Source organism: Streptomyces yatensis, from assembly GCF_018069625.1.
Taxonomy (GTDB): domain Bacteria; phylum Actinomycetota; class Actinomycetes; order Streptomycetales; family Streptomycetaceae; genus Streptomyces; species Streptomyces yatensis.
In genome coordinates this window covers 10,024,220-10,048,096 of record NZ_CP072941.1, presented here as the reverse complement: position 1 = coordinate 10,048,096, position 23,877 = coordinate 10,024,220, and the positions used below count along the sequence as shown (strand labels likewise).

22 protein-coding genes are annotated in these 23,877 nt (G+C 71.7%); 11 read left to right on the top strand and 11 right to left on the bottom strand.

Translation table 11 applies throughout. The features are described 5' to 3' along the window. Positions 1-27: 27 nt before the first annotated feature. Together J8403_RS41865 and J8403_RS41860 are read right to left on the bottom strand one after the other, a co-directional pair. A complete protein-coding gene (locus J8403_RS41865) occupies positions 28-975 on the bottom strand; it encodes a GlxA family transcriptional regulator (RefSeq protein WP_093470917.1) in 948 nt (315 codons plus the stop codon). A gap of 63 nt (positions 976-1,038) precedes the next feature. Continuing rightward, positions 1,039-5,586, bottom strand: coding sequence for a 5'-methylthioadenosine/S-adenosylhomocysteine nucleosidase (locus J8403_RS41860; protein ID WP_246586251.1), 4,548 nt, complete (start codon positions 5,584-5,586; stop codon positions 1,039-1,041). Positions 5,587-5,796: 210 nt separating this feature from the next. Between J8403_RS41860 and J8403_RS41855 the strand changes: the two genes are divergently transcribed. Both J8403_RS41855 and J8403_RS41850 read left to right on the top strand, forming a co-directional pair. Then, positions 5,797-6,846: an alpha/beta hydrolase gene (locus tag J8403_RS41855; protein ID WP_211127769.1), complete on the top strand. Its 1,050-nt coding sequence runs from the start codon at positions 5,797-5,799 to the stop codon at positions 6,844-6,846. A gap of 4 nt (positions 6,847-6,850) precedes the next feature. Further along, positions 6,851-7,591, top strand: coding sequence for a class I SAM-dependent methyltransferase (locus J8403_RS41850; protein ID WP_211127768.1), 741 nt, complete (start codon positions 6,851-6,853; stop codon positions 7,589-7,591). A 28-nt stretch (positions 7,592-7,619) separates the two neighbouring features. Here J8403_RS41850 and J8403_RS41845 read toward each other — a convergent pair whose 3' ends face one another. From J8403_RS41845 to J8403_RS41830, 4 genes are read right to left on the bottom strand one after another with little or no spacing between them, the layout of a single operon-like run. Continuing rightward, complete coding sequence (locus J8403_RS41845) at positions 7,620-8,177, bottom strand: MarR family winged helix-turn-helix transcriptional regulator (protein WP_211127767.1); 558 nt, start codon at positions 8,175-8,177, stop codon at positions 7,620-7,622. Beyond that, on the bottom strand, positions 8,174-10,111 hold the full coding sequence (locus tag J8403_RS41840) for an MFS transporter (protein ID WP_211127766.1): 1,938 nt from the start codon (positions 10,109-10,111) through the stop codon (positions 8,174-8,176). The genes J8403_RS41845 and J8403_RS41840 overlap by 4 nt, the downstream gene beginning before the upstream one ends. Positions 10,112-10,156: 45 nt before the next feature. Further along, positions 10,157-10,951 carry an alpha/beta hydrolase family protein gene (locus J8403_RS41835; RefSeq protein WP_246586250.1) on the bottom strand — a complete coding sequence of 265 codons (795 nt, stop codon included), beginning with the start codon at positions 10,949-10,951 and terminating at the stop codon, positions 10,157-10,159. A 16-nt stretch (positions 10,952-10,967) separates the two neighbouring features. Then, complete coding sequence (locus J8403_RS41830; protein ID WP_211127764.1) at positions 10,968-11,597, bottom strand: CGNR zinc finger domain-containing protein; 630 nt, start codon at positions 11,595-11,597, stop codon at positions 10,968-10,970. A gap of 257 nt (positions 11,598-11,854) precedes the next feature. Here J8403_RS41830 and J8403_RS41825 point away from each other — a divergent pair, with 257 nt between their 5' ends. Next, entirely contained in the window at positions 11,855-12,280 is a 426-nt protein-coding gene (locus J8403_RS41825; RefSeq protein WP_211127763.1) for a VOC family protein, read from the top strand. 195 nt (positions 12,281-12,475) lie between these two features. Here J8403_RS41825 and J8403_RS41820 read toward each other — a convergent pair whose 3' ends face one another. After that, positions 12,476-12,826 (bottom strand): winged helix-turn-helix transcriptional regulator, encoded by a 351-nt coding sequence (locus J8403_RS41820; RefSeq protein ID WP_211127762.1) that lies wholly within the window; start codon positions 12,824-12,826, stop codon positions 12,476-12,478. Between the two features lie 61 nt (positions 12,827-12,887). On the opposite strand from J8403_RS41820, the gene J8403_RS41815 reads away from it, so the two are divergent. Further along, positions 12,888-13,778 (top strand): NAD(P)-dependent oxidoreductase, encoded by an 891-nt coding sequence (locus tag J8403_RS41815; RefSeq protein WP_211127761.1) that lies wholly within the window; start codon positions 12,888-12,890, stop codon positions 13,776-13,778. Positions 13,779-13,908: 130 nt separating this feature from the next. Here J8403_RS41815 and tpg read toward each other — a convergent pair whose 3' ends face one another. The 3 genes from tpg to J8403_RS41800 all read right to left on the bottom strand — a co-directional run bounded on the left by tpg (position 13,909) and on the right by J8403_RS41800 (position 17,115). Then, positions 13,909-14,463, bottom strand: a complete 555-nt coding sequence (gene tpg / locus J8403_RS41810) for a telomere-protecting terminal protein Tpg (RefSeq protein ID WP_211127760.1) — start codon at positions 14,461-14,463, stop codon at positions 13,909-13,911. 5 nt (positions 14,464-14,468) lie between these two features. Beyond that, positions 14,469-16,727 (bottom strand): telomere-associated protein Tap, encoded by a 2,259-nt coding sequence (tap, locus tag J8403_RS41805; protein ID WP_211128695.1) that lies wholly within the window; start codon positions 16,725-16,727, stop codon positions 14,469-14,471. A gap of 148 nt (positions 16,728-16,875) precedes the next feature. Next, the gene (locus J8403_RS41800) at positions 16,876-17,115 is read right to left on the bottom strand and encodes a hypothetical protein (protein ID WP_014057972.1); all 240 of its coding nucleotides are present in this window, start codon (positions 17,113-17,115) and stop codon (positions 16,876-16,878) included. 518 nt (positions 17,116-17,633) lie between these two features. Between J8403_RS41800 and J8403_RS41795 the strand changes: the two genes are divergently transcribed. Then, on the top strand, positions 17,634-18,056 hold the full coding sequence (locus tag J8403_RS41795) for a spore-associated protein A (protein WP_211127759.1): 423 nt from the start codon (positions 17,634-17,636) through the stop codon (positions 18,054-18,056). A gap of 145 nt (positions 18,057-18,201) precedes the next feature. Here J8403_RS41795 and J8403_RS41790 read toward each other — a convergent pair whose 3' ends face one another. Then, entirely contained in the window at positions 18,202-18,693 is a 492-nt protein-coding gene (locus J8403_RS41790; RefSeq protein ID WP_211127758.1) for an FBP domain-containing protein, read from the bottom strand. A 71-nt stretch (positions 18,694-18,764) separates the two neighbouring features. Here J8403_RS41790 and J8403_RS41785 point away from each other — a divergent pair, with 71 nt between their 5' ends. The 6 genes from J8403_RS41785 (at position 18,765) to J8403_RS41760 (ending at position 23,856) form a co-directional block, all read left to right on the top strand. Beyond that, positions 18,765-19,334 carry a TetR/AcrR family transcriptional regulator gene (locus tag J8403_RS41785; RefSeq protein WP_211127757.1) on the top strand — a complete coding sequence of 190 codons (570 nt, stop codon included), beginning with the start codon at positions 18,765-18,767 and terminating at the stop codon, positions 19,332-19,334. Between the two features lie 180 nt (positions 19,335-19,514). After that, a complete protein-coding gene (locus tag J8403_RS41780) occupies positions 19,515-20,702 on the top strand; it encodes a GDSL-type esterase/lipase family protein (protein WP_211127756.1) in 1,188 nt (395 codons plus the stop codon). A gap of 183 nt (positions 20,703-20,885) precedes the next feature. Beyond that, entirely contained in the window at positions 20,886-21,203 is a 318-nt protein-coding gene (locus J8403_RS41775; RefSeq protein ID WP_211127755.1) for a hypothetical protein, read from the top strand. 85 nt (positions 21,204-21,288) lie between these two features. Further along, entirely contained in the window at positions 21,289-21,753 is a 465-nt protein-coding gene (locus J8403_RS41770; RefSeq protein ID WP_211127754.1) for a low molecular weight protein-tyrosine-phosphatase, read from the top strand. After that, on the top strand, positions 21,750-22,631 hold the full coding sequence (locus J8403_RS41765) for a fructosamine kinase family protein (RefSeq protein ID WP_211127753.1): 882 nt from the start codon (positions 21,750-21,752) through the stop codon (positions 22,629-22,631). The genes J8403_RS41770 and J8403_RS41765 overlap by 4 nt, the downstream gene beginning before the upstream one ends. Before the next feature lie 202 nt (positions 22,632-22,833). Beyond that, positions 22,834-23,856, top strand: a complete 1,023-nt coding sequence (locus J8403_RS41760; RefSeq protein WP_425519875.1) for an endonuclease/exonuclease/phosphatase family protein — start codon at positions 22,834-22,836, stop codon at positions 23,854-23,856. The last annotated feature ends 21 nt before the right edge of the window (positions 23,857-23,877 follow it).

Sequence of the window (23,877 nt, the reverse complement as noted above, 5' to 3'; positions counted from 1 at the left end):
GGCAGGCACGCACACCGCTCGGGAAGCTCAGGCCGAGAAGGTGTGGCGGTACTCCGTCGGGGAGGTGCCGAGAATGCGGTGGAAGTGCAGACGCAGATTCGCGCCGGTGCCGAGGCCGACTCGGTCGGCGATCTGCTCCACGCCCAGATCGGTGCGTTCGAGCAGCTCGCGGGCCAGGTCCACCCGTGCCCTGAGCACCCACTGCATCGGCGTGTAGCCGGTGTCCTCCACGAACCGCCGCGAGAAGGTGCGCGCCGACACCCGTGCGTTGCGGGCGAGCGCTTCGAGGGTCAGCGGTTCGGCGAGATGCGCCAGGGCCCACTCCCGTGTGCTCGCGAACAGGTCGCCGAGCGGCTCGGGCACACTCCGGGGAACGTACTGCGCCTGTCCCCCGCTGCGATACGGCGCCGCCACCAGCCGTCTGGCCACGTGGTTGGAGAGCCCGACGCCCTGGTCGCGCCGCACCAGGTGCAGGCACAGGTCGATGCCGGATGCCGCACCCGCCGAGGTGAGCACATCGCCCTCGTCCACGAACAGCACGTTCTCGTCCACCCGCACGAGCGGATGTCTCTCGGCGAGCGCCTTGGTGTAGTGCCAGTGGGTCGTCGCCCGCTTGCCGTCGAGCAGACCCGTCGCGGCCAGCGCGAACGCCCCCGTCGAGATGGCCGCGAGCCGGGTCCCGCGCTCGTGGGCGGCCATGAGCGCGCTGACGACCGCCGCCGGCGGTTCCGTGGTCGCCGGCTCCCGATAGCCGGGGATGAAGACGGTGTCGGCGTGCTCGAACGCCTCGAGCCCCTCCGCCACGTGATACGAGAGGCCGTCGCCGCCGGTCACCAGCCCGGGCGCGGCGCCGCACACCCGCACCTCGTAGGGCATGCTCGGCCGGTTGGAGAACACCTGCGCCGGGATGCCGACGTCGAGTGGTTTGGCGCCTTCGAGCACGAGCACGGCGACATGGTGGTTCTTCCGGCTCATCGGGCTCCTTCGGCTCTCCCGCGATCGAACGGGCCCCGCTCACACCCGTGACCTCGATGACGACTACCGCGAACATCCTGCCACTGGCCGCCCGGGCAGCTCGCCGTCCAGCACCCAGCTCAGGTCGTGCTCGGTGTGTTCCCGCGACCGGGCGCTGAGCTGGTCGCCGATCCACATCTTGGTGGGGCGTGGCACCCGCGGATGGGCGACAAGTGCTTCCAGGTCCTGGCGGGTTGCCGCGTACGACCGGCGGACCGCGCAGCTCACCAGCCCCAGCGCGTACCGCTCGGGAAAGACGACGTGGTCGGCGTCGTCCTCCGGGCCAGGCTCCTTGAGGTGCTCCCACAGCGTCCGGTAGACGGCCGGAGAACCGTGGTCGAAGACGCTGTCCATCGCGCCACGGAGCGCCTTCGCGAGGTGGTTCTCCGCGGCGCGGCCCTGCTGCGAGGCCACGGCCGCGCCGATGACCCGGATCAGCAGCTCGGCGGCGGGTGCCGCGCCGTGTGCGGTGCTGAGCCGGCGCACCAGCTGGCCGAGGCCGCTGATCAGCCCGGCGTCGGTCGGTGGGGCGAAGGCCAGGTCGAGGGCCATGGTGAGGGCCGAGGGGGTGAGGGGGCCGGATTCGCAGGCGGCGTGGAGCAGGGCCTTGCGGGCGGCGTTCCGGGTACTGGCCGATGCGTCGTCGAGAGGGGGGATGTCTCCCGTGGCGTCGAACACCAGCTCCGAGAGGAAGGTGTGTGCCGTGGTGTACTGGGCGGGTCCGCGCGCGGCGACGGTTCCCACGAGCCCGAGGAAGGCCGCCCGGGCCTTCTGGTCGGAGAAGGTGCCGTAGCGCGGCAGGAGTTGGGGCAGATCGGGCACGGGGAGGGTGCCGGCCGACACGGAGCACTCCCAGAGCGTGAGTGCCTGGCGCTGCCGCTTTCCGCTGTTGCCCTCGGCGATCTCGTCCGCGATCAGCCCGGTCAGGGCCGGGGCCGCGGCCCGTAGCGCCCCCAGCACCCGTTCGTGGGCGAGGGGCGGCAGCGGGCCGGTGCCCTTCTTGGCCCGGCCGGTGGTGAGGGCCTCCAGGAGCACGGTGTCGGCGTCCATGAGCGCCAGGTTCACCAGCAGGCCGATGTGGCGCTCGGTGTGCGGACCGGAGTCCGTGACGGCCCGGTGCAGGGAGCGGCGGACGAGGTTCCGGGCGGCCGCGGGGGCGGTCGTCGCCTTCTCGATCCGGCTCACCGCGGTGGGGTGGCCGCCGAGCGCGGCCGGCAGGAGGAGCGTGGCCAAACCGTCCCCGGACAGCCACAGGTCGGAGTCGGCGTCCCAGCCGGAGTGTTCCAGGACCTGCCGGACGCGGTGGGGGGGAACGTCGCGGTGGGCGAGGATCCGGCGGGCGACCAGTGCCCGCCGCTGTGGGGGCGTGACCGGCTGGTTCTCGGGGCAGGGCAGGGCCTTCAGCATGACCGCGAGCCGGTGGACGAGGCTCTCCGCGGCGGCGCAGTCGGCGCGGAGCAACTGGGGGAAGACCATCCGGTGCTGCAGTGCGTGGAGCGCTGCTTGCCCGCCGATCTCCAGACAGCGGTCGAGGGTGGCCTCGATGGCCCAGTGGCCGTGCGGCAGCGTGGCCAGGACCGCTGTGGCGGCGATGAGTCCGGCGTTGCCCACGGTGTCGTGGTCGTCCGCTTCGAGCAGCGCCACGGCGTGGTCGAGGCGGTGCGTCCAGGGATGGGTCCCGGGAGCCGGACCGCCGTCGGGGCCGTGACCGGCGTCGGCGGGGAGCCCGTGGTCACCGGGGAGTCCGTGGTCGTGGGTCCATGAGGCGGCCAGCACCCTGGCCAGGGCCGATTGGAAGAGCTCGACGTCGTACGACTTCGGCGCGACGCGCACCCGCTGGAGACGCTCCTGGACGGCGGCTGCCCACTCCGGCGAGCCCAGTGTCTCCCAGTGCCGGGCCCACAGGGTCATGACGCCGGACGCCAGCTCCGCCAGCCCCCGGGACAGGGCGAAGTCGAGCATCTCCATGAGGCCCTTCCGGGCGGATGCCACATCGACGTGTGACGTCAGCACGAGCAGCCGCGGCAGGACCTCGATGCCCGCGCCGCCCGTACGGCGCCCCGTCAGTTCCCGTACGCAGCCCCAGTCGGCCAGGGCGGCGTGGACCGTGAGCGCGTTCTGGGCGGCCAGCCGCTCCAGCGCTTCGAGCACGGCCTCCCGCAGGCTGGGTTCCTTCCTCTCCCACAGCCCGCGGAGCTGCGGCAGGAGGGCGTCGACGTCCGTGTCGCGTACGGTCGGGGCCAGGACCGCGTACCGCCGGGCGACACCGTGCGGCGCCGTCGCGAGCAGCGGCTCGACGGACACGCCCACGGCCGGGTTCCGCGCCGCGACGGCCACGGCGACGGTGTGCAGGATGACGGCGTCCGCGTGGGCCGCCATCCGCATCAGCGTGTCCCGTACCGGGCCCCGATATCTCTCGGACCCGGCGGCGAGCATGAGGAGCTGTTCGAGGATCGCCCCGACGAAGAAGTCACGGGGATGCGACCCGACCCACTCGCACAGCGACAGCAGCGCCCGTGCCCCGCTGAGGTGCAGCAGGCCACGCGCGGCCGCGTACTCGAACATGGTCTGGTGGAAGAAGTGGATACCGTCCGAGGCTCCCCTGGCCAGCACACCCCGGTCGATCAGCAGCTCCAGGGACGACCGGACACGGGCCGGTTCGTACGACGGGGAAGGGCGTGGGCCGCCGTGTGCCGAGGTGAGCCGGTCGACCAGCTCCTCGCGTGACAGCTCGGTCCGGCCGGCCGACATCAGCACGACGGCGATCGCGCCGGTGAGTGCGGAGAGGTCCTCCGGCGCGGTGGCGCTCCGGTTGCCGTGATGGCGGCGGTCGGTGACGACCCGGTGGTCCCAGTAGCGGCGGTAGAGGCCGGTGGCGTCGATCTCGGCGCTGGGGAACGCCCCGTCGTCCCGGGCGAGTTCGAACAGCAGCCGCAACTGGAGAGGGCTTCTGCACACCTCGCGCACCGGCAGTCCGCGGGCCACGGGCTCCATCAGCCTCCGTACCCGTGCCTCGTCGTCCCGGGGAACGGCGTCGGGGCAGTAGAGCGCGGCGTGTCCACGGATGGCGTGGGGGATCTCGCTGTCGTCGTACGGGCCCAGCGACATCCGGACGAAGCCGGTGCGCAGCCGGTTCGCCTCCTCCGGCCGGGAGGTCAGCACCAGGCGGACACCGGCGGCGGCGAGGTCCTCGCACAGGTCGAGCAGCGCCATCTCGTGGTAGTCGTCGTGGAGCAGCAGATCGGCGGTGTCGAGGAGCACGACCGGTGTACGCCCCCGCGTCCGGGCGTGCGTCGCCCCGGACACCACGGTCGCGGGGGCCAGCATGGGGGTTCCGGGGGCGCCGCTCACGGGGCGCAGCAGCCAGGCGGCGTTCACCAGGAAGACCTCGGCGTCCTCCAGGGCGGTCAGATCCCGCGCGAGGCCCCACAACAGGCTGCTCTTGCCGTTCCCGGCGTCCCCGGTGACCAGGACCGCCTTCGGATCACCGTCGTAGAGGGCCTCCACCAATCGGTCCTGGACGGCGCGCCGCACATAGAGTCCGCCGCTGAGCTGTGGCGGGGAGCCGGTTCCGCGGCCCGGGCGGGGGGAGTCCACGAGATCCAGGTCGTCGGAGAACCTCTGTGCCCAGCGCTGGAGTTGGCGGTGTGCGGCCGGGCCGGTGTCATCCGGTGGGGTCCCCGCATCCGGATGCGGGGCCGGAGCGGATGGCGGAGCGGGAGCCGGAGCCGACGGCCCGTCCGGGAATCCTTCCGGCGCCGGGTCCATGGGTGTCCCCGGCCCGAGTGGGGCCGGGTCGCCGCCGGGCGGCAGCTCACGGAGGACGGCGAAGGCGAAGGCGGCGGCGTTGCGGGCGGCGCGCGACTGCCAGCCCTCGGCATCGGCGTCGTACTTCTCCCCGTCGGCCCGGTCGCTGATACCGCGGACGATCAGGGCGGGCAGCGCGGCGTTGAGGTGGGCGGCCTGCGCGACGCCCGCGCCCTCCATCTCGATGGCGGCGGCGTCCTGGTAGTTCCGGCGCAGTTGCCGTCGCAGCGCCGAGTCCGCCGAGTTCAGGACGACCTCCCCGGCGGCCACGGGCTTGAGGTGGACGGCCGGACGGGAGGCACCGGGCGGGCCTTCCGGCAGCAGCCCGGTCCAGGAACCGGACCTGCGGGCGAAGCGGGCGAGCTGGTCGAGTTCCTGACGCACCGGCCAGACCCTCGGGCGGGAGTGGAACTCGCCGTCCTCGTCCTTGCCACCGTGGTACGCGTACACATGCGTGGCCACGACGACGTCCCCGAGCTCGATATCGTCCTTGAGCGCCCCGGCCACCCCGACGAATGCCACGGCGCGCGGGCGGAACATGGCGATCGCCCGCTCGGTCAGCACGGCCGCGCCCTGGTTGCCCTCGCCGAGCTCGGCAAGCGCCACCCGCCACGGCGTACCGTCGAGCCGTCCCACCTCGAACACGGTGCCGCTCGGGTGGAGTTGTGGCCGCGGATCGGCCAGGTGTGCCCGAACCGCCTCGTACTCCACGTCCAGTGCGGTCAGCACGACAAGCGAGTCGCTGTGCTGCCCGGTGCTCTCCACGTTTCCCCCCGGCCACGGTCGACCCTGGTGCGGCCCGCGGGCGAAATGCTACCGTCCGCCGGACTCCGGGGGCTGCGGCCGGCGGGAGAGGTGAACGGCGACGGGTGTACGAGTCGCCGGACGCGCCGGTACCGCCGGGTGGCCGCGGATGCTTGGATGCGCGGTATGGATCTGTCCCGTACGGGCGCTTCCGCCCCGAGGCCGACGGCCGTGCCTTTCTTCGACCCCGAACTGGGTGCCGCGCTGGAGTCCTTGGGCAACGGGCCCAGAGAGCCGGTCACTCCCGCGAATCTGGCGGCCCGGCAGGAGCGGGATGCCGCGACCCGCCCCCGGCCGACGGCCGAGGACCTCCGGGCCGATGGCCGTTTCGACGTGGCGGAGCTCACCGTGCCGGGGCTGCGGGACGGCCCCGATGTCACGCTGGTGAGTGTGCGGCCCGCCGGGCGGGAAGGACCGCTGCCGCTGCTGTACTACCTGCACGGCGGCGCGATGATCATGGGCAACGCATGGTCGGTGCTGCCGCGGATCCTGCGCGAGTGGGTCCTCCCGCTGGACATGGCCGTCATCTCGGTCGCGTACCGGCTGGCACCGCGCACGCGGTATCCCGGACCGCTGGAGGACTGCTACGCGGGACTCCTCTGGGCCACCGGGCACGCCGCCGAACTGGGCATCGACACGGACCGCGTCATCGTCGGCGGGAAGAGCGCCGGTGGCGGGCTCGCCGCGGCCCTGGCCCTGCTGGTCCGTGACCGCGGCGGTCCCGGCATCCTCGGGCAGTTGCTGCTGTGCCCGATGCTGGACGACCGCGGGTGCACGTTCTCCAGCCACCAGATGTCGGGCCTCGGGATGTGGGATCTCATCTCCCATGAGACCGCCTGGAAGGCGCTCCTGGGTGACCGCTACGGCGCGGCGGACCTGCCGCCCTACGCGGCCCCTGCCCGCGCCACGGACCTTGCCGGTCTCCCTCCGGCGTTCATCGACGTCGGCTCGGCGGAGATGTTCCGCGATGAGGACGTGGCGTACGCGAACGCGATCTGGCGGGCGGGCGGCCAGGCCGAACTGCACGTATGGCCCGGTGCCTATCACGGTTTCGACGGCTTGGCGCCGCGGGCGGCCATCAGCAAGGACGCACGCGACGCCCGGACCCGCTGGCTGAGGCGCCTCCTCGCGCACTCCAGGAGCACAGAGCCGGGGTCCGGGGGATCCGCGGGCCCCGGGGCAAAAGCAGTGGACACCGCGTACCCCTGCGGTGAATGGTGAGGGTATGAACCAGGAGGAGATCTGGGACGTCGACGCCGCCCAGCGCTATGACACGCCCGGTACGGGCATGTTCGCGCCCGAGGTCCTGGAGCCGGCCGTGGACCGGCTGGCCGAGCTCGCGGACGGCGGAGCGGCACTCGAATTCGCCATCGGCACCGGCCGGGTGGCCGTCCCGCTCGCCGAACGAGGGGTCCCTGTCACCGGGATCGAGCTGTCGCTTCCGATGATCCGTCAACTGCGCACCAGGGCGGACGAAGCGACGATCCCCGTGATCGTGGGCGACATGGCGACTTCCGCGGCTCCCGGGGAGTACACACTCGTCTATCTCGTCTACAACACCATCTCCAACCTGCTCACCCAAGCCGAGCAGGTGGAGTGCTTCCGCAACGCCGCCCGCCATCTCGCGCCCGGTGGCAGGTTCGTGATCGAACTCTGGGTGCCCGAGCTGCGCAAGCTCCCGCCGGGCCAGACCGCCACCGTCTGTCAAACCGAGCCCGGCTATATCGGGCTGGACACCTACGACGTACTGCACCAGCACGTCGTCTCACACCACTTCCGGTTCGACGACGGCAAGCAGGCTCGGCTGACCCGCAGTCCGCACCGGTACATCTGGCCGGCCGAACTCGATCTCATGGCTCAGCTGGCCGGATTCGAGCTGGAGACCCGGCATGCGGACTGGTCAGGCGCCGAATTCACCGCCGAGTCGCGCTCTCACGTCTCCGTCTACCGCATCCCGCCGAACTGAGCAAGAGCTCCGCGTCGACCCGGAGCAGTTACGCCTTCGTGGGCGGGTTCGTGGAGTCGGCCAGGGACTCCAGGGCGGGCAGCGCGGTGTACAGCGCCCGCTGCTCCTCGGGGCTCAGCGTCTCGATCCGCGCGGCGAGCCGGGCGGCGGCCTCGTGGCGCACGGTGTGGAGGAGCTGACGGCCGGGGTCGGTGAGCGCGATCAGGCTGGCACGGCGGTCCTCGGGGTCGGGGGTGCGCTCGATCCAGCCGGAGGCGTCGAGCAGATCGACCATGCGGGACGTGGTCGGCAGGGCGATGCCCAGCCGGGTCGCGAGGGCGCTGATGCGCATCGGGCCGTGGGTGTCGAGCGCCCCCAGGGCCGCCTGGCGGGTGGGGGTGAGATCGCCGTGTTCGCCCCGGGTGCCCCGCAGGCCGGGGAGCAGATGCTGAAGGGCGGAACGCAGCCGTTCGGCCAGCTCCGCCGATTCCGGAACGGCGGGACTCGGGGTGTTGGCACCTGAGGTGTCAGGGCCCGGGGCGTTGGGGCCTGGGGCGTTGGGGCCCGGGGCGTTGGGGCCCGGGGTGGTGGGGTCGAGCGCGGTCATCTCGGCTCCTCGGGTGGTGGTCCCGTTCCCCCGCCGGGTGACGACGGAGGCGATGACGGATGCGGGGGCGGTGGCCCGGACTTCGGCGGGGGCGGTTGCCGGGGCGCGGGCGCCGGGTGGCGGGAAGTGTCCGCGACGTCCTCGGTACCGGCGGTGTCCGCGGTGCCGCCCCGGGCGGCGGCCACCCCCGCCGGGGCAAGCGGCTTCGGCCCGCCCTTGTGCACATACCGCCCGCCGCGCAGCAGCGATGCCACGGCGGCCACCAGACAGGCCACGATGGCGAAGTCGAACGCGGCGGACAGGCCCTGGGAGAACGGCGGGGAGATCAGCGCCGGGAAGAAGCCGCGCCCGGTGAGATAGGCCGCGTGGTGGGCGGGCAGATGGTCGAGCACCTGCGGTCCGAGCAGCGTTCTGACCGGGTTGTAGCCGAGCAGCGAGGCGAACAGCACCCCGACCGGCGGCAGGGCCGCGACCCGGGCCGCGTCGGCGGCCGGGACACCTTCCGCGGTCAGGCCGTGGGTGAGGGCGCCGGGGAGCGAACCGGCGAGCCCGGCGATCATCAAGGAGAAGAAGATGCCGATGGACAGGACGGTGGCCGAGTTCTGGAAGGTGGTGCTGATTCCGGCGCCCACCCCGCGCTGGTCGGGCGGCAGGCTGTTCATGATGGCCGCCCGGTTCGGCGAGCTGAACAGGCCCATGGCGATCCCGTTGACCAGCAGGATCGCGGCGAACACCGGATAGCCGAAGTCCACCGGCAGCTCCTCCAGAGCCACGAAGGTGGCGGCGGCCAGCAGCATCCCGCCGGTGGTGAACGTACGGGCACCGAACCGGTCGGAGGCCCAGCCGGAGAACGGTCCCGCGATCAGGAACCCGATGGTCAGCGGCAGCATATAGATGCCCGCCCACAGCGGGGTCTCCTCGAAGCCATAACCGTGGCGGGGCAGCCAGATGCCCTGCAACCAGATGATCAGGATGAACATCAGGCCACCGCGTCCCAGTGCCGCCAGCAGACTGGCCACGTTTCCGGCGGTGAACGCGCGGATACGGAACAGACCCAGGTGGAACATGGGCTGCGCGACCCGGTTCTCGATCACGCAGAACAGGCCGAGCACCGCCACTCCCCCGGCGATCGCGGCGATCACCCAGGGGTTGCCCCAGCCCATGGTGTGACCGGCGTAGGGCTGGATGCCGTAGGTGATGCCGGACAGCACGGCGATCAGGCCGATGGCGAAGGTGATGTTGCCCCACCAGTCCAGCCGGGCCGGGGTGCGCACTCCGGTGTCCCGCAGCTTCAGGTACGCCCAGACCGTGCCGAACAGCCCGATGGGGACCGAGACCAGGAACACCAGGTGCCAGTCGAGCGGACCGAGCAGCCCACCCAGGATCAGTCCGATGAAGGACCCGGCGATCCCCGCCACCTGGTTCAGCCCCAGGGCGAGACCACGCTGATCGGCGGGGAAGGCGTCGGTCAGGATGGCGTTGGAGTTGGCCATCAGCATGGCGCCGCCCACACCCTGCAGCACCCGCATCCCGATCAGCCACAGCGCGCCGGAGGTGCCCTGCAGCCAGGTCACGGAGAGCAGCACGGAGAACACGGTGAAGACCGCGAACCCCAGGTTGTACATCCGCACCCGGCCGAACATGTCCCCCAGCCGCCCGAAGCTCACCACGAGCACGGCGGTGACCACCATGTAGCTCATGATCAGCCACAGCAGCAGGCTGGTGTTCCCGGGGCGCAGCGGATCCACGCCGATGCCACGGAAGATGTCCGGGAGCGCGATCAGCATGATCGAGATGTTGATCGTCGCGATCAGGACGCCCAGCGTGGTGTTGGACAGGGCGATCCACTTGTACCGCGGCCCCGGGCCGCCATCGCCGTAGGACGGAAGGGCCCCCTCAGCTCCGGCCCTGCGCCGCTCGGTCGTCCAACCCACCGAGCATCACTCCCGTCGGGAGTTGGTTGCTTGACATCAACCAAGCTAATCCCGATATGGCCTATCGCCAAGTGGGGTCGGGCTGAGCACGTAGCGACCGGCCCAGGCGGCGAGCACGGTGGCTACGTACCGCGTGTCGGCCGGATTGGTGAGCAGGTGGTTGGCTCCGTCGAGGGCGACGAAGGACTTGGGGTGGCGGGCGGTGTCGAAGATGCGCCGCGCGTTGTCCACGCCCACCAGCTCGTCCGACGGCGAGTGGAACACCAGCAGCGCGGCGTCGAGGTGCGCGATGCGTTCGGCCTGCGGCTGGGCGCCGATGTCGTCGAGGAACTGCCGCCGGATACGGAACATGCGGCCCGCCAGGGAGACCTCGGCCTGGCCCTGCCGCTCTATCTCCGCACGGTCGCTCCCGAGCAGGTGCAGCACATGGTCGGGGCTGAAGGGTGCGGCGATCGTGGCCACCGCTCGTATCCGAGGGATGCGGTGTCGCGCGGCGAGGACCGCCGCACCGCCGAGCGAGTGGCCGATGAGGAGGGTGGGGGCCTCGAAGTGGGTTCGCAGGTACTCGTCGGCGAACACCAGATCGTCCACGTTGGAGCTGAAGTGGGTGTTCCCGAAGTCTCCTCCGGAGCCGCCGAGGCCGGTGAAGTCGAAGCGCATCACCGCGATGCCGAACTCGGTCAGCGCGCGTGAGATCCGGGTGGCCGCGACCTGGTCCTTGCCGCAGGTGAAGCAGTGGGCGAAGAGGGCGTACGCCCGCGGCTCGTCCTCGGGCAGTTCCAGCCGCGCGGCGAGTACCGCCCCTTGCGACCCACGGAACTCGACCTTCTCGCTCCGCATCGTGCGCATCCGTCCCTCAGCTCTGTGGACCTGTGTGGTGGCGCCGGTAGTGGCGGGCGACGCGCACGCGGTTGCCGCACGCCGGGGAGCACCATTCCCGGCGCGCATGATGCTTGACGAAGAAGAGCAGGCAGTTGGGGGCCAGGCAGGGGCGCAGACGCTCGCGGTCGGGGCCGGTGAAGAGCTCGACCGCCTGGTGCGCGATGAGCTGTACGGCAAGCTCCGCGGCCGTCCCGGGGCCGCGGTAGGCACGTGACGGTGGCCCGTCGGCGGGCCAGACGAGCTCGGGCCAGGCAGGTGCGAGGGCGTTCAGCGTGGTGATCGCTTCCGGTCGTGCCAGTTCCGGCGCGGTGGCCGGAGGGCGCGGGTCCTCGGTCGTCTCCGCGGCCAGCTGTCGCAGCGCGTCACGCAACGCCCGGAGTGTCCCGGCGACCGGGCGCACCGCGTCCTCATCGAGCCGGCCGGCCTCTATCACGGTCTCGGCTCCGAGCCGGCCGGCCACCGCGCGCAGCCAGGCCGCGGCGCCGACGTCGCTGTCGAGGGCGTCGTGGGTGTGGCCGCGGTCGGCGGTGACGGTGTTCATCAGCTCAACCGGCAGCGGTTCACCCAGCAGCGGCGCGCTCGTGGGCACCCCCTCGGTCACCATGCCTCCACCGTACCACCGAGCTAATGGGTAGCAGCCGATCCAAACATTTGGCACCTGAGGGAATGGCGCTCCACACCCCTCGCCCGCCCCCGTCCGCCAAGGCCTCGCCCTGGCCACCGCCGAGTACGGCCGCCGCACCAGGCCGCCTGACGCCCCCGGCCGTGCGGGCCGCCCCTCCCTCGACGGCCACGGCTCAGCGGTCCAAGGACCGGCACGGCCTCCGCTCCTCCGGCCCCCGCTCACGGCACAGTGGTGGCATGGACGCAGACGACAGAAGCACCTTGGCCCGCGGACGTGTGGCGACCAGGCTTCCGGCCCAGGACCTCGATCGGGCGCGGCGTTTCTATTCCGAGCGGCTCGGTATGGAGCCGGTCGACGAACGGCCCGGTGGGTTGCTGTATCGCTGCGGAGGCGCGGAGTTCGTGCTCTTCCGGTCGACGGGAGCCTCCCCCGGCACATTCACTCAGATGGCGTGGGAAGTCGACGACATCGAGACGGCGGTGAGGGAGCTCAGACGACGCGGCGTGGTGTTCGAGGACGTCGATGTGGCGGGGTTTCGGACGACGGAGGGGATCGCCGAGATCGAGGGCAACTACCCCAGCAAGGGTGCGCGGGGTGAGCGCGGGGCCTGGTTCCGTGACAGCGAGGGGAATTTGCTGGGCGTCGGCCAGTTGGTCATGTGACGCGAACACCTGGGCCTCACCCCAAGGCCCACCGCCCGGGTGCGCGGCCACCCGCACACAGTCCCGCCGCTGCCCCGCCGTCCGTCTGCCGTACCCACTTTTTTGTGGGTACTTGGCAGCGACGGACGGCGGAGCGAATCTTGTTGCGGGCGGTCGGAGGGCCGCCGGATCGGATGAGACGGAGGTGGCGTTGCGTCAGGGGTCCGACCGGGCCTCGGCCAGCTTCTCCAGGCGGCGGTGGCCCCAGTCGGACAGGGGTGCCAGCGCCTCGGAGAGGTCACGGCCGAACGCGGTCAGGGAGTACACGGTCTTCAGGGGCAGCACATCGTGCACGTCCCGGTGCACCAGCCCGTCACTCTCCATCTCACGGAGCGCCTGAGTCAGCACCTTCTCGCTGAGGCCCGGCAGCCGCCGGCGCAGCTCGCCGGGACGATGCGGTCCGGACTCCAGCGCCCAGAGCAGGGCGGTCTTCCACTTGCCCTCGATCACGACGATCGCGGCGGTCACTCCGCAGACATTCGTGTCCTGAGCACGACTGCGTGTCATCTTCGCTCTGTGTCCTTCGAGTTATCAGTTACGCGTATATCCGTATGGGAGTTGAAGTTTCATGTCTATGCACTCCGAACATTCTGCCGTCACCGTGCTCGGTCTGGGTCCGATGGGCCGCGCCCTGGCCGGTGCGTTCCTGGACGCCGGGCTGCGGACCACGGTCTGGAACCGGACGCCGGGCAAGGATGAGGAGCTGATCGAGCGGGGGGCGGTCAGTGCGCGATCGGCGGAAGAGGCCGTCACCGCAAGTGAGTTGACCGTGGTCTGCGTGGTGAACTACGACGCGTCGGACGCGATCCTGCGGCGGGACACGGTCACCGACGCACTCAAGGGACGCACCGTGGTGAACCTGAGCGCGGACACTCCGGACCGGGCCCGGGACACCGCGGACTGGGCGGCCGGCCATGGCATCCGATACCTCGACGGCGCGATCATGACGCCGACCACCACCATGGGAACACCTGCCTCGGTGTTCATCCACAGCGGCCCCGCGGAGCTCTACCAGGAGCACCGGCCCGTGCTGGAGGCACTGCCCGGTAGCCACACCCACCTCGGCGAGGAGATCGGCCGGGCAGCGGCGTACGACATCGCGCTGCTCGACATCTTCTGGACGGCGATGGCGGGCTACGCGCACGCCCTGGCGGTGGCGCGGGCGGAGGGGATCAGCGCCCGGGAGTTGGCGCCCTTCGCCAAGGGCATCGGTGCGATCCTTCCGCCGCTCTTCGAAGAGACCGCGGAGGAGATGGACCGCGGCACCTTCTCCGGTGAGGGCAACCCGATGACCTCGGGCGCATCGACCATGGCCCATATCGTCCACACCTCCGAGGCGCACGGCATCGAGGCGGGGGTGATGCGCGCGGCCGAGGGCATGACCCGCCGCGCCATCGGGCTGGGCCATGGCACGGAGGGGTTCATCCGCGTCGCCGAGGTACTGGGCCGACAGCGGTAGTCGAGAGGGACGCGGCCAGATTGGCATCCGGCATTCAGCGGCGCGACGACACGTCAGATGGTCCGACTTCCTGGACGTGGAGCGACACGTCGATCCGGCCCGGGCACCCGGGCGCGTCACCCCCTGCTCCCTACAAATCGACCTCGATGTAGTCGATGTCGGTGAACTCCACCAGCAGGCCCTGGGCGCGGCGGCCGCGGTCCTTGAAGTAGATCTCCTGCAGGCCCTCAGCGGCGATGTCGAGCAGTTGCTGTTCGGGGGCGCCCTGCTCCTGGGCGTCGAAGAGGCGGGCGGCGTACTGCGGCGGCAGCGCCTGGGTGATGTGGCGCAGCCGGGCGTCGTCGGTGGTGCCGGGGGCGGCGGTGTAGCCGAAGCGGGCGCGGGTGTCGAGGACGATGCCGCCGGTGGTGGCGGCCTGTTTCTTGGCCCTGGCGCGGATCTGCGGCTGCCACCGCTTCCTCACCTCGCGCTCCATCCGGGCGGCGAGGGGCTCGCGGGGCCGCTTGAGCTGGTCCTTGACGTACCGCTCGACGGTGCGCTGGGAGATGCCGAGCAGGTCGGCCACCGGCCGGGTGCCCTTGAGCTGCCTGACCAGATAGCGCATCCGCGCACCGGCCGACTTGGGGACGGGGCGGGTGAAGGTGCCTTCCACCGCCTTGTCCAGGCTCTCCGCGAGCTTGCCCATCGTCGCTACTCTCCGTTGTCCGGGGCGGTGACGTGGCCGTCCTTGATGTACCGGGCAAGGTTGAGGTCATCGCCGTGCTCCTCGCGCACGCCCTCGGCCCACAGGGTGGTCTGGGTGCCTTCGTGCTTGACCATTCCCGGACTCACTCCGATCCGGAAGCCGCCCGGCAGCGGCTTGCCGTCCTTGTGGGGCAGGAAGTCCAGCGGGCCGGGCCCGTCCGAGGGGTAGACGGCGCAGTCGGAGAGGACGGCCACCGGGTACTGGCCGGTGGCCTCCGCCGTCTTGAGCATCTTGCGGTGCATATTGACCCGCGCCTTGGAGATGACCGCGGCGCGGATGTCGGGCCGCCAGGTCGGGCGCTGGAGCGCGGGCCAGGGCTGACCCGGGCGCCAGCCACCGCCGCGGGGGCGTTCGCGCAGCTTCCCGATGCCGCCCTTGACGGTCGCCTTGATCGCCGAGAGAACGATCGCGATCTGCGGATCGGCCCGCCGGTGGCCGTCCATGGCGGTCAGGAACTCCCGCGGTCCCATGCCGGCGGTGACTCCCAGGTCGGCCATGGTGGCGATATAGGCGTCCCGCAGCCGAGTGTACCAGGCGTCCAGGTAGCGGCCGTTGTCCGGGCGGAGGTACGCCTCGATGGGGGCGACGCCGTAACCGAGTTCGGCGGCGTAGGCGACGGTCGGCGTGGCGTACCAGGCGGGGCCCGTCGGCCGCTCCCCGGTCGGGGTGAAGGGGCTCGGCAGGCGCGGATCCAGTTCGACGTGGGAGAGGTCCACCAGCCATGAGCCGGGGATCTTCGGGTCGAACGGCGGCCGCTTGGCGTGCACGGGCTCGCCGAGGCCGAAGACGGTGCCGTTGGCGGCCGCGGCGAAGGCCATGTTGACGTCGATGCCCACCACATAGCGCTTGGCGCACTCGTCGTCGGTGAGCGGGCGCGCCCAGTCGTATGCCTCCTCCACCAGCACCTCGTCGGGGGTGCGCTGGTGGAAGCGCGGAAGATGTGCCAGGAGTGGATGGCCGTCCGGGGCCTCGGGCGGGGCGCACTCCACCGGCCGGGTGCCCAGCGAGCCGGGGTTGTGCTCGCCGTGCCGCCGGCCGGCGCTGTCCGGCTCACCGGCGCGGGTGGGCGGGTGCAGAGCGGTCATCAGCTCCAGGCCGGTGACGGCGGTGGAGCCACAGGGCGTCATGACGCGGTCGGCGTAGGTGCCCAGCAGGTGCGCCAGATCGGCGGGCGGCAACTGCGCGGCCTCCCCCCAGGAGCGCGTATCGAGCGCCTCCCAGCCCAGGACGCACAGCTGGACGCAGGCGCGCCGCGAGCCCTCGGCGGGACGGTAGATGCGCGCCCACGGGCCGAGCCCGCGCCGGGTGAGCCGCCAGTCGGCCCGCTCCAGTTCCTCGACGACCTTGTGGCCCTCGGACAGCCTCCCGGCCCGCCGCTCCTCGTCGGTCAGCCGGGCCGGGAGGCCGAGGCGCAGCGCGGCCGCGTCCGTGAGCACCAGAACGGGGTCGGCGTCCCTGCCGTTGCGGTTCAGCCGCGGTGCGCCCAGCCGCGCCTCGGCCAGAGTCCACTCCACCAGCGACGGGAGGGACTTGGCCGGGATGTCCAGGACCAGCCCGCCGGGGCAGTACGCACAGACCTGGCCGTCCACGACATCCACGACGGCCAGCGGGCCGTGGGCGAAGCGCGGGTCCGCGGCGGGGGTGGCGGCGGTGGTCCCGGCCGCCCCCGCTACCCGCGCCATCGCGTCCGGGCGCCGCGATGCGGACGGCCGGGGCGGGCGGGCCCGCTGTGCCGGGGCCGTGGCGAGTTGCCGGGTCGTGTCCTGTGCGGCGGCCTCCCCGGGCCGTTGGGGACTCCGCTGGGGGGAATGGCCCTGGCCGGGGGGCGGGGTCTGCGCCGGTGTCGGCTGGGCGGGCGGTGACGGCTCGGGGGCGGCGGGTGCCGCGCCCGCCGCGGGGGCGGGGAAGCGGGCGGCCAGGCCCTTCAGCAGCCGGGCGTACGCGGCGCGCTTCGGCTGCCGCGGCTCGGTCTTGCCGGATTCCCAGTTGCCCACCGCTTCCCGGCGGATGTCCAGCGCCTTGGCGATCCCGGCCTGGCTCAGCCCCGCGGCCTCGCGCAGCCTCTTGCGCTCCGCGGGTGCCGGCAGATCGTCCTGGGCGACCTGCTCCAGCAGCGCGTCGACAGCGCTGAACAACTCGTCCTCAGCGGGCACAGGGCTCACCTCCGGGCAAACCCTATCCCCATCGCTCTCCGCAACGCACATGTCATCGCGCACCCAATCACTCCTGTCGCGAACGCGGTGGGGGCGCGGAGGCTGGGGACCTTCCGGGCCGGGGAGTTCCGGCCCGGAGAGATCGCGGGGTCAGCCGAAAGGCACGGCCGACCCCGCGATCGAGGCGAAGGCGAGCTGATTAATCGTCAACACACTTGGGGTACTTCGAACCGCGGTTGCAGTCGTGATAGTCGTACTTGCTGACGCGGAACTTCTTCTCGTCTCCGCCCTTGGCCGGATCGACGACCAAGTAGAACTTCTTTCCGTCCTTGACCTTGTCGGAGACCGTCCCATCAGGGCCCCGGTCGAAATCCTGCGCGCAGCCGGCGAGCGAGGCAAAAGCGGTCATTACCAAAAGGGCGGCGGCAAGGCGACGCATAGGGATGCTCCGATCAACTTGGGGACCGGCACAGTCTAAGAGAGACGCACCATCGCCAGAACCGCCGGGGACGCGCGCACCCAGCAACGACGGCACGTCCGGCAAAAGCACCGAAGAAGCACCAGAAAACACCCCCATCCCCTCCACCAAAGCACCACACCACACGCCCGATCTACTCGCGTCAGCACTCGGAGGGGCCGCGGGGAGGTGAACGGGCAGCATGCGCGGAACGCCGCTTCAGGGACACATGTTCCAAAGAGTTCGATATCCCTTCCCCTGGTCGCTCGCTGACCGTCAGCCCCTTTTCTGCTGACGTTTCTTGCGCGAGCGGCCCGCCCCCGCCCACGGATTGGCATCGGCGCGCAGCCCATGCCGCTGTTACGCGTTGGTGACAGTGCGGACAGATCCGTAACGGTGCGGTAGGACAACTCACGGGCCGGGTGGCGGGTCGTAGTGACCGGGAAATCAACCCGCGGCACTTCACCGACAGCACCGAACACCATACGAACGGGGAACCAATGACTCACCTCAAGCGCGCCCTGGCCATCGCGGCAGTGACCGGCGCGGGAGCGGCCGCCCTCATGGCGGCAGCGCCCGCGGCCTCCGCGACCGCCGCGCACGTTGCGTACAACGGCGCCTGCGGCTCCGGCTATAAGGTCGTCAACTCCACCGAGGTCGGGGACAAGGGCACGGCGTATCTCACCTACAGCTCCGCCACGGGCAAGAACTGCCTGGTCGCGATCCGGAACGTGGCCGGCGAGCCGGTGCCGATGACCATCTACCTCTCGCGGAGCGACACGGAGATCCACGACATCTACGACAGCGGCAACTACCGCTCCTACGCGGGACCGATCTATGTGAGCGCACGAGGCACCTGCGTGGACTGGTGGGGCTGGATCGACGGTGTGCGCTTCGAGAAGGCCGAGACCAACTGCGGCTGACACGCTGCGATCGACGCCCGACCGACCGACCCGGTGCCCCGCACGCGATGGCGTGCGGGGCACCGCTCTGCGACCGGGCGGTACGGGCTACGTGATCACCCACTGCGGTCACCCTTATGTGGTCACCCCTATGCCGCAGTCACCTTTATGCGGTCACCTTGGCGAGGAACGCCGCGACGTTCGCCACGGTCCGCTGGATCTTCTCCTCCAGGGTGAGCGATTCCTGAGGCCGTGAGCCCGCGCCCGCGTCCTTCTTGCCCCGCACATAGAGCGAACAGGCGAGGTCGCTGCATATGTAGTCGCCGACCGAGTTCCCCTGCTGCCTGGCCTTCCCGGCCTTCGCCGCGACCATCAGGGAGACGCCGCCCGTGTGGGCCGTCAGGCACATCGAGCACATGCTGCGCCGCGCCTGCCACGAGGCGGGGCCGGGGCACCGCAGCGCAACGGCGATCGGGCGGGCGTCCAGTTCGGTGACCAGGTAGGCGCGGTCGGGCGCCTGAGGATCTCGCCAGCCGAGGAAGTCCAGGTCGCCCCAGGGCCGGTCGGCCAGGTCGCGCGGGACGGACAGGCGCTTCGCCTCGCCCTTGCTGCAGTTCACGAACGCGGCACGGATCTCTTGCTCAGTCAGCGGCTTCATAGAGCGCAGGCTAATTTGCCTAAAGGTGTTAGGCAAATGCATAATCAGTTATGCCGAAGGAGAGGAAGGGCATGGGACGGGTGGGACTGACCACGGAACGGCTGACCCAGGCGGGAGCGGAGCTGGCCGACGAGCTCGGCTTCGACCAGGTGACCGTCTCCGAGCTGGCAAGACGGTTCGACGTCAAGGTCGCGAGTCTCTACTCGCACCTGAAGAACGGCCAGGACCTCAAGACCAGGATCGCCCTGCTCGCCCTGGAGGAGCTCGCCGACCGGGCCGCCGAGGCCCTGGCCGGGCGGGCCGGAAAGGACGCCCTGACCGCCTTCGCCAACGTCTACCGCGACTACGCCCGCGAGCATCCCGGCCGCTACGCCGCGGCCCAGCTCAGGCTCGACCCGGAGACGGCGGCCGCCAGCGCCGGTGTCCGGCACTCACAGATGACGCGGGCGATCCTGCGCGGCTACGACCTGGCCGAGCCGGACCAGACACACGCGGTCCGGCTGCTGGGCAGCGTCTTCCACGGCTACGTCAGCCTCGAGTTGGCAGGCGGGTTCAGCCACAGCGCCCCCGACAGCCAGGAAAGCTGGTCGCGGACCCTGGACGCCCTCGACGCCCTGCTGCGGAACTGGCCCGCGCCCTGACGCGGTGCGCGCCCTGACGCGGTGGCACGGCAGCACGCAGGGGCACGGCAGCGTGCCGTAGGCGGTCAGCCTCGCGGCGCATGGGAGCGTCGGCGCGTCGGCGCAGCCGATCCATCCGTCCGTCCGCCCCATATCCACCCATCCATCCATCCACACATCTGTGATCAACAGGCTGGGGCCATGCACACCACCGAGCACGACTGGATCACCACGCCCATCACCGCGGACATCCTGCGGGGCGCCCTCGACCTGGAGCACACCGCGCACGGGGTGCTGCCGCACCGGCTGCCCGCCTGGGCCCGCGCCCAGTACGCCGACGGGCAACTCGCCATGGCGGAGGCTCAGCCCTCCGGCGTACGGCTGGTCTTCCGGACCCGGGCCACCGCCGTCGAACTGGACACGCTGCCCACCAAGCGGGTCTACGCGGGCGCCCCGCCCCGCCCGGACGGCGTGTACGACCTGCTCGTCGACGGCCGCCTCGCCGGGCAGTCCACGGTGACCGGCGGCAACACCCTGGCCATCGACCTGGCCACCGGCGCCGCCGAGAGCCACCCCGGTCCGGTCGGCACCCTCCGCTTCACCGATCTGCCCGACGGCGTGAAGACCGTCGAGATCTGGCTGCCGCACAACGAGACCACCGAACTCGTCGCCCTGCGCACCGACGCCCCCATCGAGCCCGCCCCGGACCAGGGCCGCAAGGTGTGGCTGCACCACGGCAGTTCGATCAGCCACGGTTCCGACGCCGCGAGTCCCACCGCCATCTGGCCCGCGGTCGCCGCCTCCCTCGGCGGCGTGGAACTGATCAACCTGGGCCTGGGCGGCAGCGCCCTGCTCGACCCGTTCACCGCCCGCACGATGCGGGACACCCCCGCCGACCTGATCAGCATCAAGATCGGCATCAACCTGGTCAACGCCGACCTGATGCGGCTGCGCGCCTTCACCCCGGCGGTGCACGGCTTCCTCGACACGATCCGCGAGGGGCATCCCACCACCCCACTGCTGGTCGTCTCCGCCATCCTGTGCCCCATCCACGAGGACACGCCCGGCCCCGCGGCCTTCGACATGAGCGCGCTCAGCGCCGGAAAGCTGCGGTTCCAGGCCACCGGCGACCCCGCCGACCGCGCCGCGGGGAAGCTCACGCTGCGCGTCATCCGGGAGGAGCTGTCCCGGATCGTGAAGCAGCGGGCGGCCGATGACCCCCACCTCCACTACCTCGACGGCCTCGACCTCTACGGCGAGGCCGACGCCGAAGAGCTGCCGCTGCCCGACGAGCTCCACCCGGACGCCGCCACCCACCGCCGCATCGGGGAACGCTTCGCCGCGCTGGCCTTCGCCGACGGTGGTCCATTCGCGGACCGCAGCGCCTGACGCCGGGCTCCGTCCGGTACAACGGGAAGGTCTGGAACGACGGGATGGTCCGGCGCTGCGACAGGAGGAGCAGCCTCCACGGAAAGAAGCATCGGCTCTGCAGGAGGAAGCCGTGATGGTGGGTGCGGAACACCGGTGCCGACGCGCGGGGCGGCCGTGATGACGCCCGATGTGTGGGTACGCGTGAGCAGCGCGACGTTCGGCAGCCGAATGGTGCGCGCCGACATCATCGAGCAGGTCAGATGGGACAGGAAGACGCCCCAGCACCTGGTCCTGACCCTCCACAACGGTGACGAGGTCCGTCAGGACGTACGGGCCGGTGCGCCTGTCGACGACATGGACGACACCGAGGGTCCCGACCTCGCCGAGCACCTGGTGAGCGCGATCGCCAGGGCCTCGGACCGGCCCGGTGGCCACATGCTGGACCTGCGGCGCGATGAGACCACCGGAGGTGTGGAGTGGTTCCGGACACCACTGGTGGACAAGCCCTGGGCGGGGTGAGCCGCGCGGCCCCGGCTTGCCCGGGCTTCCCCCCGGCCGCCCCGCCCCCTGCTCCACCGGGGAGCCAGGCCCTACCCTGGTGGCCGTGCACATCTGCTTCGTCTGCAGCGGGAACATCTGCCGGTCGCCGTCCGCCGCGCTGGTCTTCGCCGAGCATCTGCGCCGGGCCGGACTCGACGGCGCGGTACGGGTCACCAGCGCGGGCATCGGCCCCTGGCACGCCGGTGAGCCCATCGATCAACGGGCCGGGGAACTGCTGGCGCGGCACGGCTATCCGGTCGAGCATGTCGCGGCCCAGATCGGTGCCGAGCACAGGGACGCCGATCTGTTCCTGGCGATGGACCGCGGCCACGAGAAGGCGCTGCGCCGGCTGGTCGACGATCCGTCCCGGGTCAGGATGCTGCGGTCCTTCGACCCGGACGCGACCGATGACCTGGATGTGCCCGACCCGTACTACGGCGGCCCGGAGGGGTTCGACGAGGTGCTGGCCATGATCGAAGCCGCGATGCCCGGCCTGCTGGCCTGGGTGCGCGAGCGCCTCGGCTCATGAGTGCCCGTCCGGCGGCCGAGGCGGGCGAGGACCCCGGGGCCGCCGCGGCCCGCCTCACCGGCCGCCCGGTGACCGGCCGGCGGCGGCTGTCCGCAACGCTCACCGAAGTCACCCTCGACGGCGGGCAGACAGTGATGGTCAAACGGGGCGACGGTCCCGGCGCGGCACCGGCCGAAGCGGCGGGGCTGCGCTGGCTGGCCGACGCGGGCACGGTCCGCGTCCCGGTGGTGCACGGCCACGACCAGGACTGGCTGGTCACCGACCAGGTGCCGGTCGGCAGACCGGGCACCCGGGCAGCGGCCCGGTTCGGCCGCGACCTGGCCGCCCTGCACGCCGTCGGCGCGCCCGCGTTCGGCGCCCCGCCGCCCGACGGACCCACGGACGCGTACATCGGGCTGGCCCCGATGCGCAACGTCCCGGGCTCCGACTGGCCGCGCTGGTACGCCGAACACCGGGTGCTGCCCTATCTGCGCCGCGCCGTCGACGACGGTACGGTGCGCCACGGCGAGGCCGAGGTGATCGAGCGCGCATGCGAGCGGCTGCCCGAGCTGGCCGGACCCGCCGAGCCACCCGCCCAGCTGCACGGCGACCTGTGGAACGGCAATGTCCTGTGGGGCACCGACGGACAGGCGTGGCTGATCGACCCGGCCGCGCACGGTGGCCACCGGGAGACCGATCTGGCGATGCTCCACCTGTTCGGCTGCCCCCATCTCGATCAGGTGCTGGACGGCTACCAGGACGTGGCGCCGCTCGCGGAGGGCTGGGCCGACCGCATCGGGCTGCACCAGCTCTTCCCCCTGCTGGTGCACACCGTGCTGTTCGGCCGCGGCTACGCCGGGCAGGCACTCACGGTGGCCCGGGCGGCCCTGGCGCGCTGACCCGCGGCAATCCCGCGTGCTGCCCCGGCGCGCCGACCCGTGGCAATCCCGCGTGCGGCCCTTCCGGAATTCCGCTGGGGAAGGACAGGATCCGATCCCAGGAAGCCTGCGGGCCACTCCCACCGGAATTTCACCCCCCGCTCCGGAAACCGATGCGCCTGGTGGCCCGTCTTGGGGTGCGGAATCGAACGGACGGAAAACCATGGTGGAGCAGGCGGACAGCGGCGCGGCGTCGCCGGTGCGGGCGGCGGCGCCCCGGCGGGTGGTACGCCGGGTGGCGCGCTGGGCTCGGGGCGGGTCGCCGTGGACGCGGGGGCGGGTGCTCGCCGGACTGGCGGTGCTGACGGCCGGGCTGCTGGCGTTCCACCGGGCGGTGCCCAACTCCGTGGCGCGCCTAAGCAGTTTGCTGGAAGCGTTCCTGCCATGGCTCGGCCTGGTGGTCGTGGTGCTGCTCGGCCTGGCGCTGCTGCGCCGTTCGGCCATCGCGCTGCTGGCCCTGCTCCTGCCGGTGGCGGCCTGGACGTACCTCTTCGGCGGGCTGCTCCTGCCCGCGGCGAAGCCCGGCCCGCATGACCTGGTCGTGGTGCAGCACAACGTCAGCGACGAGAACACCGACCCGGCGGGTACGGCCCGCACCCTGGCCGACGCCGGGCCCGATCTCATCGCGCTGGAGGAGCTGGTGCCCGCCGCGCTGCCCCTCTACGAGAAGACCCTCGCCCCGGACTACCCGTACCACGCCGTCCGGGGCACCGTCGGACTCTGGTCGAGGCATCCGCTCACCGACGCCCGGCCGTTGGACATCAAACCCCGGGGGATCACGGAGACATGGAGCCGCGGGCTGCGGACCGTGGTCCGTACGCCGCGGGGCGAGATCGCGGCGTACGTCGCGCATCTGCCGTCGGTCCGCGTCGGGGCGAGTGGCCTCGCGTCCTCCTGGCGTGACGAGAGCGCCGGCCTGTTGGGCAAGGCCATAGCCGCCGAGAAGCGGAATCGGCTGATCCTGCTGGGCGACCTCAACGGCACGGTCGACGACCGTGGGCTGGCCCCGCTGACCTCACGGATGAACGTCGCGGAGCGGGGCCTGGCCTTCAGCTTCCCCGCGGGTTTCCCGCTGGCCCGGATCGACCAGGTCATGGCCCGTTCGGCGGCTGTCCGCCAGATCCGCACCCTGCCCGCCACCGGCAGCGACCACCTGCCGGTCGCCGCCCGGATCGCCCTGGGCTGAAGCCGCGTCACGAACGGTGGC